Source organism: Williamsia sp. (assembly GCF_036566845.1).
Lineage (GTDB): Bacteria > Actinomycetota > Actinomycetes > Mycobacteriales > Mycobacteriaceae > Williamsia.
The window spans coordinates 1-16,614 of sequence record NZ_DATCVM010000189.1; the positions used below are offsets into that span (position 1 = coordinate 1).

A 16,614-nucleotide genomic window follows, 5' to 3' on the forward strand; every position below is an offset into this window, starting at 1 on the left:
GTCGGACCGCTCGCGGGCCAGACGTAGTGCTTCGTCTTCGACGATCGCCGCCTCGGCGTAACTGCTCAGCACTGCAGGGTCGATGACAGGCGGCGAGGATGCGGGATTCACGTGCTGGCTCTCATCGGACACAGAACTGAGGTTAGCGCCGCACGCGGAATCGGCCGTCTAGGCGCGCTGAGCAGCGGATCCGAGTCCGCCACCACCCGTCCGGACTCTCAGGTAACACTCAGGCCGCTCATAGTGAGTCCACACCCCCGTCGGACAAGGTCAGAAGGGAACAAACCGGGCACGCTCCGGCGTTGGTTTCTAAGACCAACCCCAAACGATGTAGTGCTGTGCCAAACGACCGGAGCGATGCGCCGGTCCTGGGGAGGAGAGTTGAGCAGATCGTGACAGAGGCCAACCGCGACGACGACGGTAACCGGGCTCTTGCTGTGTTCGACACCGACGATTCCACCGATTCCTCTGCAGAAGTGCAGGTCGGGACGGCTCGTTTCGACGCCACCGGCGACGCGGCCCTGATGCCCGCCTGGGATGAACTGGTCCGCGAACACGCTGATCGGGTCTACCGACTCGCCTATCGGCTCTCGGGCAACCAGCACGACGCCGAAGACCTGACACAGGAGACCTTCATCCGTGTCTTCCGGTCGCTCTCGAGCTACAAGGCCGGCACCTTCGAAGGCTGGCTGCACCGCATCACCACCAACCTGTTCCTCGACATGGTCCGCCGCCGGAACAAGATCCGGATGGAAGCGCTCCCGGAGGACTACGACCGGGTGCCGGGCAGCGATCCGAATCCCGAAGAGATCTACAACGACGCCAACCTCGACCCCGATCTGCAGCGGGCGCTGGATGCGTTGGCGCCGGAGTTTCGTGCCGCGGTCGTCCTGTGTGACATCGAAGGCTTGTCGTACGAGGAGATCGCCGCCACGCTGGGCGTCAAACTCGGAACCGTGCGCAGCCGTATTCATCGTGGGCGACAGGCGATCCGCGGTCATCTGGCGGCCAGCGGTCACCATTCCGGACGATCGGTGATGACGCCCGAGTTCTGACTCTCGGTTGTCACCACTGTCTGACTCCGGACGCGATGACGGCCGCCGGGAACCTGACGGGCCGTGCCCACGTTGGTGTTGTTGGACGTGGACGCGGCGAACCTGCGGCGAAGTCCGTAGAGTCGAGGCGAGTCGAGTTGTCGATAAGCCCCTAAGCCCGTCGGGCACGTGAGAGAAGGAGCGGACGAGGTGACTGAACGCACCCCCGAAGACTCCGGCCCCGCTGAATTGAACGGCGCCGAACAACCAGGCAACGATGATCGGCCGGCCGGTATGCGAAACCGGCGGCGGACACCGGGCTGGTTCCCGGCGTCGTCGATGGTCTCGGCAAACAAGGACTATCGTGCGCCGGGCAGTGCCGGCGGGCGTCGATTCCTGTCGACCGAACACCTCGCCACAGAAGCGGTGGCCGCGTACGTCGACGGCGAACTGCGAATGAATGCCTACATGCGCGCCTCGCAGCATCTGGAGATGTGTGCGCAATGCCGCGCGGAGGTCGACGCGCAGAGCTCGGCGCGCGCGGCTCTGCGACGTTCCGGTGCAATCGCGATGCCCGCAGGGCTGCTCGGTGCGCTCAACCAGATTCCCACCAGAGAGATCGACCTCCGTGCCACCGCGGGTAATCCGGCAGAGGTCTCACCCGAAGAGCCGCTACTCGGTGCACCCGGGTTTCCGGTCCACCGCCGGCGTAACCGCTGACGACCGCCAGCCTCGGGTCGTGCACGGGCAGGCAGGTAGCCTCGGTGAGGATTGATCGGCCGAGCCGGTGGATCTGCGACCGACTAGCCGCGAACGAGGGGTTCGAGTTTTTCATGAGACCGGATGACCGGGCGGGCCAGTGACCGACACTGACAAGTACGGCCCCGGCGCACCACCTCCCACCGCACCGAGCCGGCTCGATGAGGCCCCACGACTGGGGCCGCGGCCCAATGCACGCCCGCCTGTACCGCCGCAGACCGCGGCAGTATTCGGGCGCCCCGACGGTGTCGATGGTGCATTTGCGCCGTCCGACGCCGCGGCGTCGCGGACACAGCAGCCGGTGGTGTCGAATCCCGATCCGGTGTTGCGGGAAGCATTTTCCCGCCCCGAAGGCTCGGCGGACACCCTGCAACGAGACCCCGATGAACGTTCCGGTGACGTCGAGCAAACCCCCGCACCCGAGGACCCCTGGCGCGATCCCGATGCCGCGGCGAGTCTGAGTGCACCGGCCGTGGACACCGAGGTGCCCGCCGCGCCCACCACACCCGGCCCGAAGCTCGGCGTTCGCGAAGTGCTCTTCGACCGCAAGGTCAGCTGGCAGGCCCTGGCCGTACTGGCGGTGATCGCGGTGGTGATCGGGGTGCTCGGCGGACTGATCGGCCGGGTGACCGCGGAAGTCACCTCACCCCTGCACTCGGACACCGTGAGTCTGTCCGGCAGCGACGACGACAACGAGGCCGAACCGCGCAGTCAGGTTGCCCGTGTCGCAAAGGCCGTCGAGAAGTCGGTGGTCATGGTCGATGTGCGCCTGCCCAATGGTGGCGGCACCGGATCGGGTGTGGTCATCGACCAAGAGGGTTACATCGTCACCAACAACCACGTGATCTCGATGGCGGCCAACGACAGCAGCGCCAAACTCGAGGTGGTCTTCTCCGACGGCACCCGCGTGCCGGCGCGCATAGTGGGTCGCGACATCCGCACCGACCTGGCGGTCCTGAAGGTCGACGACGTCGACAATCTCACCGTCGCGCAACTGGGCGACTCGGACAAGCTCCAGATCGGCGAAGAAGTGGTTGCATTCGGAGCGCCACTGGGCCTTGATCGCACCGTCACGAGCGGGATCGTCAGCGCGATCGACCGTGCTGTGCCGCTGCGTCCGGACGAGACGTCCGATACGGACGCGGTCATCGACGCAATCCAGACCGACGCCGCGATCAACCCGGGCAACTCGGGTGGTCCGCTGGTCGACGACCAGGGTCGAGTCATCGGCATCAACACCGCCGGGCTGGCTCCGAACGGCGGTTCGATCGGCCTCGGGTTCGCGATCCCGGTCAACGAATTCCTGCCGATCGCGCAGTCCCTGATCAAGGATGGACGGGTGGTTCACGCCCAGATCGGCGTGAACGCCAGTTCTGTCCGCAACGACCAGGTGCTGGGAGCACAGATCCGCAACGTCGTCGAGGGTTCGCCGGCAGCGCAAGCAGGCATCCGCGAAGGTGACGTGATCACCAAGTTCAACGGCCGGGTCACCGATGACGCGGACGAATTGACGGTGGCTGTCCGCACGGCCGAGATCGGAAAGCCGGTGAAGTTCGAATACTGGCGGGATGGCCGGACATTCGAGGGCACCGTCACCCCTGCCTCCGACTGAGAGGTTCCTGCGAGATCGCTGTTCCCGATTCGACAGCAGCCGACTTACCAGTAATCTGGAGCGGTGTTCAGCAGCGTCGGATGGGGCGAGATCGTTATCTTGATGATCGCGGGTCTGGTGATCCTCGGTCCCGAGCGGCTCCCCGACGCGGTCAAATGGACGTTGAAGTCGGTACGGCAGGTTCGGGATTACGCCACCGGTGCCACGAGTCAGCTCAAGGACGACCTCGGCGCTGATTTCGAGGATCTGCGTAAACCACTCGCCGAACTCAACGAATTGCGGGGGATGAGCCCTCGCAAGGTCATCACCAAGCATCTGCTGGACGGTGACGACTCGTTCTTCTCGGGCAACTTCGATTCCGAGACCAAGATCAAGCCGGTATCCCAGCCGTTGCCGACCACCGACGAGAATTCCAAGGTGATCTCGGCTGCGGTGAACGACAAACCTGCGCCGCCGTCGCTGTCGAAGAGCACCCCGGTGCCACCGGCCCCTTCGTCGGCAACCGGCGTCACCGGTATCGATCGCTGGGACGCCACCTGAGGCGATGCCTCCCGGATCTTCCGATCACCGCCGCAAGGTGCGATAGACGCGTGCCGAAAGCACCATGAACACCAGACTGATGGCTGCCGGCCAGGCGATTGCCAGCAGCAGCGCCCAGTTGTCCAACGGTCCCTGGGTGACGCCGGTGGGGTTGCCGAACAGGTCCCGCACCGCGGACAGCGGATCGGAGTCGATGGTCCACCCGATCAGCAGGCCGCCGATGATCAGGACACCGAGTTCGACCACAGAATTGATCATGTCGGCGCCGACCCGGCCCAGCGACACCGCCGATGCGGGGATCGGCATCGACCGGAATCGGTCGGTGATCCCGCGTTTGGCATCGGTTGCCATGGCTGCCGTGGTCGCCTCGACGCCGAACATCATCGTGAGGCTCAGCATGCCGGGTACCAGATAGTCGATGTAGTCCGCGCGATCGGACTCGCCGACGCCGGGGATCTCGATCGCCCCGCCGAAGAGATAACCGAAGATCAGCAGCAACGTGACCGAGAACAGAAGGCCGAAGACGGGTGTCCAGGGATCTCGGGTCCAGTGCGCCAGGTCGCGCTGCGTGATGATAAATCCCGCTCGAATGCTGTTGTTACGCAATGGTTTCGATTTTCCTGCGGTGGTCAGATCAACGGTGTTCAGGGCATCGGTGTTCATGGTCGGGCTCCGGTATCTGTGAGTTGCAGGAACACCTCGTCCAGGGACGGCCGGCGCGGGATCAGGTCGTCGGGGACGATGTCGGCGGCGTCGAGGGCGCGCACGAGCGCCGTGAGGCCACCGGCGGTCCATGACGGAGATCCGGGATGCGAGTTGGTCGGCCTCGTCCAGATACTGGGTGGTGAGCAGGACGGTCGTCCCGGCGGCCGCGATGCCTCGGACGATGTCCCAGACATCGCCGCGGGCACGGGGGTCCAGACCCGTGGTGGGCTCGTCGAGAAACAGCACCGTGGGGGCGAGGATCAGCCCGACCGCAAGATCGAGCCGTCGTCGCATGCCGCCGGAATACGTCGACAGCGATCGATTCGCCGCCACAACCAGGTCGAATCCATCGAGTGCATCGGCGTCGCCGTACCGCTTGCGTAAGCCCTCTGCCGAGATGGCCGGAGCTGTCATCTCGATGCCCCTAACATCGTATGGTGTACGGAATTGTTGGGAGGCTTCGCCGTACACCACACGGGATAATGTGTGCACATGGATGATGCGCAGAGCCCGCCGCCGGTCGACCGGACATTGGAGTTGCTGTGGCGTCACCAGGTCGGGCATCCGCAGGGCTCCCGGGGCCCGAAACAAAGGGTCAGCGTGGACGAGGTGGTCGGTGCGGCGATCTCGCTGGCCGATTCCGAGGGGCTGGCCGCGCTGTCGATGCGCAAGGTCGCCCAGCGCTTGGGGCTCGGTGCGATGTCGATCTACACCTACGTGCCGGGCAGATCCGAACTCGTGGGACTGATGATCGACGAGGTCGCGGGTGAGGTCGACCATCCCGAGCACGCCGGCGGATTGCGGGACCGGATGACGGCGGTGGCCCGGCAATTGTGGGACGAATACCACCGGCACTCATGGCTTTTGCACGTCCAGAAGGCCAGGCCGTGGATCGGGCCCAACGTGTCGAAGCGCTACGAATGGCAACTCGAGGCGATCGACGGCGTGGGCCTCGACGACCTGGAGATGGATCACACGATCGCCGTGCTCACGGGATTCGCGGAGAGTTCGGCCCGGTCATCCATCGAAGCGGCCGGAGCCCGTGTCGACTCGGGCATGACTGATCTGCAGTGGTGGGAGATCAACGCGCCCGTGTTGGGACGCCTGATGGCCGGCGGCGACTACCCGATTTCCAACCGGGTCGGGCAGGCCGCGGGCCAGGCCTACGAATCGATGGGTGATTCCGCCCGGTCGTTTGAGTTCGGCTTGGCCCGGATCATCGACGGAACCGAGGCGTTGCTTCGCCGGTGATTGCCGGAAACGCCGATCAGAGCAGCGGCTTGCCGACGTTGCGGGTGGTGTCGATACCCAGGTTCATGCCGGCCAGGCCGCGTTTGCGGACCGCGAGCTTATCGGCCACCCGGCGCAGCGCGGCACCGGCCGCGGAATCGGGCGCGGAGAGCACCAGCGGCATACCTTCGTCGCCACCTTCGCGCAGCGCCGGGTCGAGTGGAATCTGACCCAGCAGCGGGACCTCGGCGCCGACGGCGATGGTGAGCCGCTCGGAGACCTTGGCGCCGCCACCGGAACCGAACGGTTCCATGCGGGTTCCGTCGGGAAGTTCCATCCACGACATGTTCTCGACCACGCCCATGATCTTCTGGCGGGTCTGCAGAGCGATCGCCCCGGCGCGCTCGGCCACTTCGGCGGCGGCCTGCTGCGGTGTGGTGACCACCAGGATCTCGGCGCCCGGGATGAGCTGCGCCACGGAGATCGCCACGTCGCCGGTGCCAGGGGGCAGATCGAGCAGGAGGATGTCCAGGTCGCCCCAGAACACATCGGCCAGGAACTGCTGCAACGCGCGGTGCAGCATCGGCCCACGCCAGACGACCGGGGTGTTGCCGCTGGTGAACTGAGCGATCGAGATGAACTTCACGTTGTGGCTGATCGGCGGCAGGATCATCTTCTCGACCTGCGTGGGCTTGGCGTCATTGCCCAGCATGCGGGGTACCGAGTGACCGTAGATGTCGGCGTCGAGCACCCCGACCTTCAACCCGCGTTCGGCCAGAGCCGCCGCCAGGTTGACGGTGATGCTGGATTTGCCGACACCGCCCTTACCGGATGCGACTGCGTAGACGCGCGTCAGCGATCCGGGCTGCGCGAACGGGATGACCGGCTCGGCGCGGTCGCCACGCAGGCTCTTGCGCAGTTCGGTGCGTTGCTCGTCGTTCATCACGTCGAGTTCGACGGAGATCGCGCCCACTCCGGCGACGTCGGCAGCAGCCGTGCTCACGCGCTGCGTGATCTCGGTGCGCAGCGGACAGGCAGCCGTCGTCAGGTAGATCTCGATCGCCACGCTCGCGTCGTCGGCGATGGAGATCGACTTGACCATGCCGAGGTCGGTGATGGGTTTACCGATCTCGGGGTCGTTCACTTTGGCCAGAGCTGCGCGAATGGCTGACTCGGTCGGCAATGTTGCTTGTGTCATCAGGTGATCAGTTTACGCGCGCACCGAAAGTCGCCCACTTCGGCAGGGGGTCGAGCGCGCCATGGGCTGTCGCCGGTGCCGGATCAAGGGGGCGGCGGCAGGGTCGGCAGCAGCGACTGCACTTCCGGTGGCAGACAGACGATCACGCAGGGTTGGGGATCCGGTGACGACGAGCTGGATGAGGAACTGCTGCTCGAACTGCCCGATGGACTGGTACTGCTGCTCGACGACGAGGAGCTCGAACTCGAACTCGACGACGTCGGGTTCGGGAGCGGCCCGGTGTCGGTGGGTGCGGCGTTGGTGGCGTAGCCGGTGGCCCACGACAGCACGTTGGCCGCGTACTCCGCCGAGTGGTTGTATCGCATCACCGCGCCGACCCTGGTCTCCTCCGACATGATGTCGACGACTCCCGAACAGAGATACCTGCCGGCGGAGTAGGTGGCGTCGAAGATGTTGTTCGGGTTGGCGTTTCCGTCGCCGTTGGCATCCGAACCCCACGCGGCCCAGGTGGACGGGATGAACTGCATCGGGCCCATCGCGCGGTCGTGTTTGGCGTCCCCGTCGACGCGGCCGCCGTCGGTATCTGTGATGACGGCGTTGCCGGCGAGCGTGCCGTCGAGCACCGGACCGGCAATCGTCGTCAGCGTGGTACCGGAACTGTCTACGTTGCCGCCGCCGGCGTGACCCGATTCGATCCGGCCGATACCGGCGAGCAGGTACCAGGGCAGCTTGCATTGCGGGGACTCGGCGCCGATGCGTTGTTCGGCGAGTTTGTAGGCGTGCAGAACGATGCCCGGGATTCCGAGCGGTCCGGCGGGGAGCAGGGCCGCGGGCAACCGCTGGGGCTCTGCGGCCGTGACCACCGGGTCGGTCGCGACCTCGCGGGGTGGCGGCGGTGTGAAGGTGAGGTCAGGACGCGCCGTTGCAGGCAACAGCAACGCGCCGGTCGTGAGATCGACCTCGGTGCTGGCGGTCAGTGCCGGCGCCGGGCCGATGTGTGCACTCGAGGTGACGGCGGCCAGCAACCCGACACCGATGACCGCACAACCGGTCAGCAATTGGACTCGACCCCACCGCACGCGATACCGCTCCTGTTTGATCTCCCCGACCCCGGGATCGACCCGGGGTGAATGTGACCCACGATACATATCTGTTGCCAGGGTGCGTGGAGAAATCGATTTGTCACAGAAATGCAATGATTGGTGATCCTGCAGCCGACTGCGTGGGCCCGGTTGTCAATCGACGTGCGGGGCACCCGGTTTCCCGGTCTCGCCGCTCTTGGCCTGATCGCCGAGGATCCGCTCGGACAGCTCGGTCAGCAGGTCGTCGAGTTCGCGCCGCAGATAGTCGCGGGTGACCGTGTCGCCGACGGCGAGCCGGACCGCGGCCAGCTCGCGGGCCAGGAACTCGGTGTCGGCCTTGGTCTGTTCGGCACGCATCCGGTCCTCTTCGAGCGAGACCTTGTCGCGGTTCTCCTGGCGGTTCTGAGCCAGCAGGATCAACGGCGCGGCATACGCGGCCTGGGTGGAAAACGCCAGGTTGAGCAAGATGAACGGGTACGGATCCCATTGCAGGGCGACGACCGCGAGGTTCAGGAAGATCCAGATGATGACAAAGATCGTCTGGATGGCCAGGTATCGGCCGGTGCCCAGGAACCGGGCGACCCGCTCGCTGTAGACACCGACCACGTCGGAATCGAGATTGAGGTTCCACCGACGACGTTGCCCGGGGGTGTCCAGACGGCGCGCGGACCGCGCGCTCTGCCGCTCGGCGCGGTCCTTCAGACGGGCGTCGGACGTATTCGGAGTCATCACCGCATCCCTTCGGTTGGGGCGTCGTCATCGTCACCGTCATCGTCACCGTCATCGTCGTCGTCATCGGCCTCGGTCTCGCGCCAGTCCTCGGGCAGGAGATGGTCGAGGAGGTCGTCCACGGTGACCGCGCCGATGAGATGCCCATCGTCGTCGAGAACCGGCCCGCAGACGAGGTTGTAAGTGGCGAAATACCGGGTCACGGTCTCCAGGGAATCTTCGGACCCCAGGCAGGGGAGCCGGTCGTCGAGGATCCCGCCGACCAGGTTGGCGGGCGGTTCCCGCAGCAGCGCCTGGATGTGGACGCACCCCAGGTATTTCCCGGTGGGTGTGGACGTCGGGGGGCGCACCACAAACGTCAGGGAGGCGGAAGCGGGGGTGAGGTCGGGATTGCGGGCTCGCGCAAGTGCCTCGGAGATGGTCGTGGACGCGGTGACCACCAGCGGTTCGGTGGTCATCATGCCGCCCGCGGTGTCGGGCGAGTGCAGCATCAGCCGGCGGACCGGTTCGGACTCCTGCGGGTCCATCAACTGCAGCAGGGCCTCGGCCTCGGTGTCGGGGAGGTCGCCGAGAAGATCGGCCGCGTCGTCGGGGTCCATGGCCTCGAGGACGTCGGCGGCCCGCTCGACTTTCATGTGGGTGAGCAGGTCGGTCTGGTCGTCGGAGGGGAGTTCCTGGACCACGTCGGCCAGCCGTTCGTCGTCGAGAGCCGAGGCGATCTCGAGGCGCCGTTTGGCGGGCAGTTCACGTAGCGCGTTGGCGACGTCGGCGGCACGCATGCCCTCGAACTGCGACAGGATCTGCGCCACACCCTGTCCCGGCAATGCCAGGGCGCTCTGGGTCAGGCCCAGCACGTGGTTCCACTCGACCACGTGGGTCTCACCTCGTCGGCCCAGGCGGGTGCGGGCGCCCCGGACCGCGACGCGGGAGATCACCCAGTCCCGGGTCCGGCGTCGCTCGATCGCCATGTCGACAACAGTCAGATCCTCGCCCTGAAGGTGCGGGAGGTCCGGATCGTTAACGCGCACACGGGATTCGACGATCTGGCCGAGGACAAGTGCTTCGCCCGGCCGGATGCTCAGCCGGCGCAGGCTCACCGTTCCGGTGTTGAGGGTCACGGAGTTCGGTTCGATGGCGGTGACACGTGGCATCGGTACGAAGATGCGGCGGCGGGTGGTCAATTCGACGGCGAGACCCAGTACTCGGGGTTGACCGGTCCCGAATCTGACCGAGACCACCACGTCCCGGACCCGGCCGATGGATTCTCCGTCCGGGCCGATCACCGCCAGACCGGCCAGCCTGGCCACGAATGCCTTGCTCACCGCTGCCATGGCTGTAAGGGTAGTGGGGCACCTTCGGCCCGCTGGGCAGCGCCGTCCGTACGGCCACGTCTACGCCAGATCTGCGGTGCGGGCAGAATCAGACATGGAAGAAGTCGAACGCACACCATCGTCACGAGGAGTCACATGTACGCCGCCGCCCGCCGGTCCATTCTCGCCGTACCCGCCAGCAGCTCGCGGATGCTCGAGAAGGCTCGTGGACTGCCTGCCGACGAGATCTTCCTCGACCTCGAGGACGCCGTGGCGCCCGGTGCGAAGGAGGCCGGTCGGGCTGCGGTGGTGACGGCACTCGCGGCACCGGACTGGGCGGCACAGGCTCGGGTGGTCCGGGTCAACGACTGGACAACACCGTGGACGCTCGACGATGTGGTGACGGTGGTCCGGGGTGCCGGCGGGCACCTGGATTCGATCCTGCTTCCGAAGGTGACATCGGCGGCCCAGGTGACCGCATTGGATCTGTTGCTGCGGCAATTGGAGATCAACGTCGGACTGCCGGTGGGCCAGATCGGGGTGCAGGCCCAGATCGAGAACGCGCAGGGTCTGGCCGCCATCAATGAAATCGCTTCGGCGAGTGGGCGACTGCGGTCGCTGGTGCTCGGTCCTGCCGACATGATGGCCAGTCTGGGTATGCGCGGCCTTGCTGTTGGGGAGCAACCGCAGGGCTACGTGACCGGCGACGCGCATCACCACGTGTTGATGACCATCCTGGTGGCGGCTCGCACACACGGCTTGCGGGCCATCGACGGGCCATACCTGAAAATCGATGACTCGCAAGGCTTCCGGGCGGTGGCCGAGGCCTCGGCGGCCCTCGGTTACGACGGCAAGTGGGTGGTCCATCCGAGCCAGATCGAGATCGCCAACGAGGTCTTCAGTCCTCGGCAGTCGGACTACGACACCGCCGAGAACCTCCTCGATGCCTACGCGCACGCGACGTCGGCTGCCGGTGGCGAGCGTGGTGCGGTGCGCTTCGAAGGTGAGATGATCGACGAGGCGAGCCGGAAGATGGCCGAGGTGATCGCCGCGAAAGGGCGGGCCGCGGGCATGACGCGGACTCCGGCCGACGCATCCGTGACGTCCTGAACGGCACCCCCGGACCGACCGGCATCTCTCGACCCCGAACAGTTTCTCCACAAAGGACACGGTGACGATGACCAATCCGATGCGACCGAACCCGCGACCAGGACTGCCGACCCCACCCAAAGGATGGCCGATCGGCTCGTACACGACGTATGCGGAAGCCCAACGCGCTGTTGACTTCCTCGCCGACGAGCATTTCGAGGTGCAGGACGTCACGATCGTCGGCGTCGATCTCATGCAGGTCGAACGGGTGCTCGGGCGGCTGACCTGGGGCAAGGTCATCGGCGGGGGCATCGTCTCGGGTGCCTGGCTGGGATTGTTCTTCGGGCTGCTCGTGGGAATCGTTGTCGAAGATCCGTTGATGCCGTTGATAATTGGACTGGTCGGCGGTGTCATCTTCGGGGTCGTGACGACGTCGATCCCGTATGCGGCCACCAGGGGTCAGCGGGACTTCGCGTCGACGATGCAATTGGTGGCGGGCCGCTACGACGTGCTCTGCGACCCGAAGAGCGCCGAACGGGCGCGCGACATGCTCACCCGCCTTCAGCCCTAGCAATCCGCCCGGGTTCGATGCGACACGCCTGGATCGGCGTTGCCTGCGCCACTTGGTCACTTCTTGGTGCCACTATGTCAATTGTGCTGCGCGTCACTATTTGGCGCCTATAACGTAAGTGACGGGCATTCAGGTGCGTGCTTGTGAGACCGCGCGCACCTCCAACGCATCGAGGAGGCTGCGTGAAGCGCAAAGGCGATCGCCCAGCGGACGCGAAATCGTCCGCAGGCGTTGATGGAGCGGGTTCCCAGGATTCGGGACCCAAGAAATACGGCAGTCTCAAGAAATTCGGATTGTCCTGCGCTGCAATTGCTGTGGCGCTCCCGGTGGTGAGTGCGTGCAGTTCCGGCTATTCCGCCGGAACGATCAACATCTACGCCCCCGCCGATGGCGCCTCGTTCATCGAAGAAGCGGCGAACACGTGCACCGCTGAATCGAACGGCGAATACAAGATCAAGACGTTTGCCCTTCCGAAGGCCGCAGACGACCAGCGATTGCAGTTGGCGCGCAGGCTTGCCGGCAACGACAAGGGCCTCGATCTGATGGGCATGGACGTCGTGTGGACCGCGGAGTTCGCCGACGCCGGCTGGATGGAACCGGTGCCGGACGATCTCGCCGCCAAGATCGTGGACACCACGCTCGGTGGACCCACGGAAACCGCCTTGTGGAAGACCGACGACGACGCTGAAAAGCGGCTCTACGCAATTCCGACCTGGACCAACACGCAGCTGCTCTGGTACCGGAAGGACGTGCTCCAGCAGTATCTGAACCGGACCACACCACCGGCCACATGGGACCAGATGCTGGTCGAGAACGAGGAGATCCGCAAAGCCGGCGGACCGAGCTACATCATGGTGCAGGGCAAGCAGTACGAGGGCCTGATGGTGTGGTTCAACTCCGTGCTCGTCAGTGCCGGCGGCCAGGTGCTCGACCCGGAGAACCCCGACAAGCAGACGCTCAACGACACGCCGGAACACCGTGCGGCAACGCTGAAGGCCTTGCAGACGCTGAAGGCCGTTGCGACCGCGCCAGGTCACGATCCCTCGATCACCAACAGTGACGAATCGTCCGCCCGCCTCGGGATGGAAAGCGGTCAGGCCACCTTCGAGGTCAACTGGCCGTTTGTGTTCCCGTCGATGCGGTCGAACTCGGCCGCCGGTGACGTGGCATTCCTCTCGGAGGTCAACGAGCAGTTCGGTCCGATGTTCGCCGATGCCGACAATCCGCCCGCCGATGCGGATCTCGCGCCGGTCAACGAAGTGGTGCAGACCAAGTTCGACTTCAGCCGGTACCCGGGTGTGCAGGAAGGTCAGCCGTCGCGGGTGACCCTCGGCGGCGTCAACATCGCGGTCGCCGACACCTCGCAGCAGAAAGACCTGGCGTTCAAGGCCGCTGAGTGCCTGACCAACGAGCAGTCGCAGAAGCTGTACTCGATCAGCGGTGGTACGCCTCCCACGATCGCGAAGATCTACGAAGACCCGGACTTCAAGGCCGCCTACCCGATGGGTGATGCCATCAAGGCCCAGTTGGAGACCGGTTCGGCCGCGTTGCGACCGGCATCGCCCGATTACCAGGCGATCTCGACATTGATCACAGCAAAGCTCAGTCCGGTCGGTTCCTGGGATCCGGAACCGATGGTCGACATACTCGCCGAGCAGGTCGACAAGGCCATCCAAGGGGAGGGACTGATCCCATGACCGCAACGCTGGACAAGGAATCCGCTCCGAGCAAGAAGAAGCCCGCACTGAGCGAAGGCAAACGGGCCGAACGGCGCCTCGGTCTGTGGCTGATCACGCCCGCGGTGATCATGATGATCCTGGTCACCGGCTACCCGATCGTGTACGCGTTCTGGTTGAGCCTGCAGAAGGCCAGCCTGTCCGCTCCGGGCGACGACGAGTTCATCTGGTTCGCCAACTACGGCACGGTCCTGACCGACAGCTATTGGTGGACAGCCCTGGCAATCACACTGTTCATCACCGTCGTGTCGGTGGCCATCGAGTTGGTGCTCGGTATGGCGATCGCACTTGTCATGCACCGCACGCTCTTTGCCAAGGGCGTCATCCGCACTGTGGTCCTGATCCCGTACGGCATCGTGACCGTGGTCGCGGCGTTCTCCTGGTACTACGCATGGACACCGGGCACCGGCTACCTGGCGAACCTGCTGCCGGAGGGGAGCGCCCCACTCACCGAGCAGTGGCCGTCGCTGGCGATCATCATCCTCGCCGAGGTCTGGAAGACAACACCATTCATGGCGTTGCTGCTCCTGGCCGGCCTGGCGTTGGTGCCCGACGATCTCCTCAAAGCGGCGCAGATGGACGGAGCCGGTGCATGGACCCGGCTGTGGCGGATCATCCTGCCGCTCATGAAGCCCGCGATCCTGGTGGCGCTGTTGTTCCGCACGCTCGATGCCTTCCGCGTGTTCGACAACATCTACATCCTGACCCGAGGCGCCAACAACACGTACTCGGTCTCGATGTTGGGTTACGACAACCTGTTCAAGGCCTTCAATCTCGGCGTCGGGTCCGCCATCAGCGTGGTCATCTTCTTGTGCGTGGCACTAATCGCGTTCATCTTCATCAAGTTGTTCGGGGCCTCGGCCCCCGGCTCTGACAACGAGGGGCGGTAGGCACCGATGAATAATCTGATGGGACGTCGAATCGGGTGGTCTGTTGTCAACCTGATCGTGTTGCTCTACGCGTTGATCCCGGTGCTATGGATCATGAGCCTGTCGTTCAAACCCCCGGGTTCGGTGAAGGACGGAAACTTCATCCCGTCCGAATGGACGTGGGACAACTACACCAGCATCTTCGAGACCAGTGCCTTCACCTCGGCGCTGCGCAATTCGATCGGAATCGGGTTGATCACCACGGTGATCGCCGTCTTGCTGGGCACGATGGCGGCCTATGCTATTGCGCGTCTGGACTTCCCGGGCAAGAAGGCTTTGGTGGGTGCAGCGCTCCTGATCGCGATGTTTCCCCAGATCTCGCTGGTGACACCGTTGTTCAACATCGAACGACGCCTCGGTCTCTTCGACACCTGGGCCGGGCTGATCCTGCCGTACATCACTTTCGCGTTGCCGCTGGCGATCTACACGTTGTCGGCGTTCTTCCGGGAGATCCCTTGGGAGCTCGAGAAGGCCGCGAAGATGGACGGCGCCACTCCGGCGCAGGCGTTCCGTAAGGTCATCGCGCCGCTGGCCGCGCCCGGCATCGTCACCGCGGCCATCCTCGTGTTCATCTTCGCCTGGAACGACCTGCTCCTGGCGATCTCGCTGACGTCGACGGAACGGTCGATCACCGCTCCGGTGGCGATCGCCAACTTCACCGGCAGCAGCCAATTCGAGGAACCCACGGGATCGATTGCGGCTGCGGCCGTGGTCATCACGATCCCGATCATCATCTTTGTCCTTTTGTTCCAACGTCGAATCGTTGCCGGTCTGACCTCCGGCGCTGTGAAGGGATAACCAATGGCCGAGATCGTTCTGGACCAGGTGAGCAAGAAGTACCCGGACGGTTCGCTGGCCGTCAGCGAGGTGAACATCAACATTGCCGACGGCGAGTTCATCATCCTGGTCGGCCCTTCCGGATGCGGAAAGTCGACAACCCTCAACATGATTGCGGGTCTGGAGGACATCTCCTCGGGGGAGCTCCGGATCGCCGGCGAACGGGTCAATGAGAAGGCGCCCAAGGACCGCGACATCGCCATGGTGTTCCAGTCCTATGCGCTGTACCCGCACATGACCGTTCGGGACAACATCGCGTTCCCGCTCACGCTGGCGAAGTTGTCGAAGCAGGAGATCGCGGACAAGGTCGACGAGGCCGCCCGAATCCTCGACCTCGGACAGTATCTGGACCGCAAACCGTCCAACCTGTCCGGGGGTCAACGCCAGCGGGTCGCGATGGGTCGCGCGATCGTCCGGTCTCCCAAGGCATTCCTGATGGACGAGCCGCTGTCGAACCTCGATGCCAAACTGCGTGTGCAGATGCGTACCGAGATCGCAGTGCTGCAGCAGCGTCTGGGCACCACGACGGTGTACGTGACCCACGACCAGACCGAGGCGATGACCCTCGGCGACCGGGTGGTGGTGCTGCGTGCGGGACTTGTTCAGCAGGTCGGTACGCCGGCGGAGCTCTACAACACCCCGGCCAACCTGTTCGTCGCCGGGTTCATCGGATCACCGGCGATGAACTTCCTTCCGGGCCGGTTGACGCAGAACGGTATCGAGACCGCCATCGGTGAGGTGGTGCCCGTCGACATGGGCAAGGTCATCGAGAATGCCAAACAGGCGAAGAGCAACGGTGAGGTGCTGATCGGTATCCGGCCCGAACATTTCGAGGACGTGAATCTGGTTGACACGACCACACGTTCGCGGGGTGCAACCTTCAACGCGAAGATCACGGTCCTCGAATCGATGGGTTCGGACAACTTCGCGTACTTCAACGTGGAGGGTGGTCAGGCCTCGGCTGCAGCCCTCGCCGAGATTGCAGCCGACGCCGGTCAGGAGATGGGCAGCGGTCAGCTGATCGCGAGACTTTCCCCCGAGTCGCCGATCGCCAAGGGCCAGCAGGCCGAACTGTTCTACGACACGTCGAAAGTGCTTGTCTTCGACCAGGACAGCGGCGCCAACCTGAGCCTGTAACCCCTCACCCCGCCCCCCGTCGACCGGGCCCTACCACGCGTCGACCGGGCTCTTGGCGAGTGCGAACGTGCTCTTATCAGGGTTCATCGGCGGATAGTTGAGTTCTCCAGCGCAAC

Annotated in this window: 16 protein-coding genes and 1 pseudogene; 11 read left to right on the plus strand and 6 right to left on the minus strand. The window is 64.9% G+C overall.

What is annotated here, in order from left to right; all coding sequences use genetic code 11:
- Positions 1-437: 437 nt before the first annotated feature.
- The 4 genes from sigE (at position 438) to tatB (ending at position 3,945) form a co-directional block, all read left to right on the plus strand.
- Entirely contained in the window at positions 438-1,055 is a 618-nt protein-coding gene (gene sigE, locus VIQ49_RS18220) for an RNA polymerase sigma factor SigE (RefSeq protein ID WP_331887262.1), read from the plus strand.
- Between the two features lie 189 nt (positions 1,056-1,244).
- Positions 1,245-1,754 (plus strand): zf-HC2 domain-containing protein, encoded by a 510-nt coding sequence (locus tag VIQ49_RS18225; RefSeq protein WP_414731661.1) that lies wholly within the window; start codon positions 1,245-1,247, stop codon positions 1,752-1,754.
- 139 nt (positions 1,755-1,893) lie between these two features.
- Positions 1,894-3,405, plus strand: coding sequence for a trypsin-like peptidase domain-containing protein (locus VIQ49_RS18230; RefSeq protein ID WP_414731662.1), 1,512 nt, complete (start codon positions 1,894-1,896; stop codon positions 3,403-3,405).
- A 63-nt stretch (positions 3,406-3,468) separates the two neighbouring features.
- On the plus strand, positions 3,469-3,945 hold the full coding sequence (gene tatB / locus VIQ49_RS18235) for a Sec-independent protein translocase protein TatB (protein WP_331887131.1): 477 nt from the start codon (positions 3,469-3,471) through the stop codon (positions 3,943-3,945).
- A 24-nt stretch (positions 3,946-3,969) separates the two neighbouring features.
- On the opposite strand, the gene VIQ49_RS18240 is transcribed toward tatB, so the two are convergent.
- Together VIQ49_RS18240 and VIQ49_RS18245 are read right to left on the minus strand one after the other, a co-directional pair.
- Positions 3,970-4,608: an ABC transporter permease gene (locus tag VIQ49_RS18240; protein ID WP_414731663.1), complete on the minus strand. Its 639-nt coding sequence runs from the start codon at positions 4,606-4,608 to the stop codon at positions 3,970-3,972.
- A pseudogene (locus VIQ49_RS18245) lies at positions 4,605-5,013 on the minus strand (ATP-binding cassette domain-containing protein); the annotation flags it as partial. The gene VIQ49_RS18240 and the pseudogene VIQ49_RS18245, both read right to left, overlap by 4 nt.
- A gap of 129 nt (positions 5,014-5,142) precedes the next feature.
- Here VIQ49_RS18245 and VIQ49_RS18250 point away from each other — a divergent pair.
- Positions 5,143-5,901, plus strand: coding sequence for a TetR/AcrR family transcriptional regulator (locus VIQ49_RS18250; RefSeq protein ID WP_331887133.1), 759 nt, complete (start codon positions 5,143-5,145; stop codon positions 5,899-5,901).
- A 16-nt stretch (positions 5,902-5,917) separates the two neighbouring features.
- Here the strand turns inward: VIQ49_RS18250 and VIQ49_RS18255 are convergent, their stop codons facing one another.
- The 4 genes from VIQ49_RS18255 to VIQ49_RS18270 form a co-directional block, all read right to left on the minus strand.
- A complete protein-coding gene (locus VIQ49_RS18255; RefSeq protein ID WP_331887135.1) occupies positions 5,918-7,078 on the minus strand; it encodes an Mrp/NBP35 family ATP-binding protein in 1,161 nt (386 codons plus the stop codon).
- An 83-nt stretch (positions 7,079-7,161) separates the two neighbouring features.
- Positions 7,162-8,226, minus strand: coding sequence for a lytic transglycosylase domain-containing protein (locus VIQ49_RS18260; protein WP_331887137.1), 1,065 nt, complete (start codon positions 8,224-8,226; stop codon positions 7,162-7,164).
- A gap of 87 nt (positions 8,227-8,313) precedes the next feature.
- Positions 8,314-8,889 (minus strand): DUF1003 domain-containing protein, encoded by a 576-nt coding sequence (locus tag VIQ49_RS18265; RefSeq protein ID WP_331887139.1) that lies wholly within the window; start codon positions 8,887-8,889, stop codon positions 8,314-8,316.
- Complete coding sequence (locus VIQ49_RS18270) at positions 8,889-10,220, minus strand: magnesium transporter MgtE N-terminal domain-containing protein (RefSeq protein ID WP_331887141.1); 1,332 nt, start codon at positions 10,218-10,220, stop codon at positions 8,889-8,891. The genes VIQ49_RS18265 and VIQ49_RS18270 overlap by 1 nt, the downstream gene beginning before the upstream one ends.
- Before the next feature lie 135 nt (positions 10,221-10,355).
- On the opposite strand from VIQ49_RS18270, the gene VIQ49_RS18275 reads away from it, so the two are divergent.
- The 6 genes from VIQ49_RS18275 (at position 10,356) to VIQ49_RS18300 (ending at position 16,498) form a co-directional block, all read left to right on the plus strand.
- Entirely contained in the window at positions 10,356-11,309 is a 954-nt protein-coding gene (locus VIQ49_RS18275) for a CoA ester lyase (protein WP_331887143.1), read from the plus strand.
- Between the two features lie 67 nt (positions 11,310-11,376).
- A complete protein-coding gene (locus tag VIQ49_RS18280) occupies positions 11,377-11,859 on the plus strand; it encodes a general stress protein (protein WP_331887145.1) in 483 nt (160 codons plus the stop codon).
- Positions 11,860-12,041: 182 nt separating this feature from the next.
- Positions 12,042-13,556: an extracellular solute-binding protein gene (locus VIQ49_RS18285; RefSeq protein ID WP_331887147.1), complete on the plus strand. Its 1,515-nt coding sequence runs from the start codon at positions 12,042-12,044 to the stop codon at positions 13,554-13,556.
- Positions 13,553-14,485, plus strand: a complete 933-nt coding sequence (locus VIQ49_RS18290) for a sugar ABC transporter permease (RefSeq protein ID WP_331887149.1) — start codon at positions 13,553-13,555, stop codon at positions 14,483-14,485. Before VIQ49_RS18285 ends, VIQ49_RS18290 begins: the two co-directional genes overlap by 4 nt.
- Before the next feature lie 6 nt (positions 14,486-14,491).
- Positions 14,492-15,322 carry a carbohydrate ABC transporter permease gene (locus VIQ49_RS18295; protein ID WP_331887151.1) on the plus strand — a complete coding sequence of 277 codons (831 nt, stop codon included), beginning with the start codon at positions 14,492-14,494 and terminating at the stop codon, positions 15,320-15,322.
- Between the two features lie 3 nt (positions 15,323-15,325).
- The gene (locus tag VIQ49_RS18300; protein ID WP_331887153.1) at positions 15,326-16,498 is read left to right on the plus strand and encodes a sn-glycerol-3-phosphate ABC transporter ATP-binding protein UgpC; all 1,173 of its coding nucleotides are present in this window, start codon (positions 15,326-15,328) and stop codon (positions 16,496-16,498) included.
- Positions 16,499-16,614 lie beyond the last annotated feature (116 nt).

What these genes read in the sequence shown, in the direction of transcription:
- VIQ49_RS18240 (WP_414731663.1), bottom strand. Translation starts at nt 4,608, where the DNA reads ATGAACACCGATGCCCTGAACACCGTTGATCTGACCACCGCAGGAAAA.
- VIQ49_RS18250 (WP_331887133.1), top strand. Translation starts at nt 5,143, where the DNA reads ATGGATGATGCGCAGAGCCCGCCGCCGGTCGACCGGACATTGGAGTTG.
- VIQ49_RS18255 (WP_331887135.1), bottom strand. Translation starts at nt 7,078, where the DNA reads ATGACACAAGCAACATTGCCGACCGAGTCAGCCATTCGCGCAGCTCTG.
- VIQ49_RS18260 (WP_331887137.1), bottom strand. Translation starts at nt 8,226, where the DNA reads ATGTATCGTGGGTCACATTCACCCCGGGTCGATCCCGGGGTCGGGGAG.
- VIQ49_RS18265 (WP_331887139.1), bottom strand. Translation starts at nt 8,889, where the DNA reads ATGACTCCGAATACGTCCGACGCCCGTCTGAAGGACCGCGCCGAGCGG.
- VIQ49_RS18270 (WP_331887141.1), bottom strand. Translation starts at nt 10,220, where the DNA reads ATGGCAGCGGTGAGCAAGGCATTCGTGGCCAGGCTGGCCGGTCTGGCG.
- VIQ49_RS18275 (WP_331887143.1), top strand. Translation starts at nt 10,356, where the DNA reads ATGTACGCCGCCGCCCGCCGGTCCATTCTCGCCGTACCCGCCAGCAGC.
- VIQ49_RS18280 (WP_331887145.1), top strand. Translation starts at nt 11,377, where the DNA reads ATGACCAATCCGATGCGACCGAACCCGCGACCAGGACTGCCGACCCCA.
- VIQ49_RS18290 (WP_331887149.1), top strand. Translation starts at nt 13,553, where the DNA reads ATGACCGCAACGCTGGACAAGGAATCCGCTCCGAGCAAGAAGAAGCCC.
- VIQ49_RS18295 (WP_331887151.1), top strand. Translation starts at nt 14,492, where the DNA reads ATGAATAATCTGATGGGACGTCGAATCGGGTGGTCTGTTGTCAACCTG.
- VIQ49_RS18300 (WP_331887153.1), top strand. Translation starts at nt 15,326, where the DNA reads ATGGCCGAGATCGTTCTGGACCAGGTGAGCAAGAAGTACCCGGACGGT.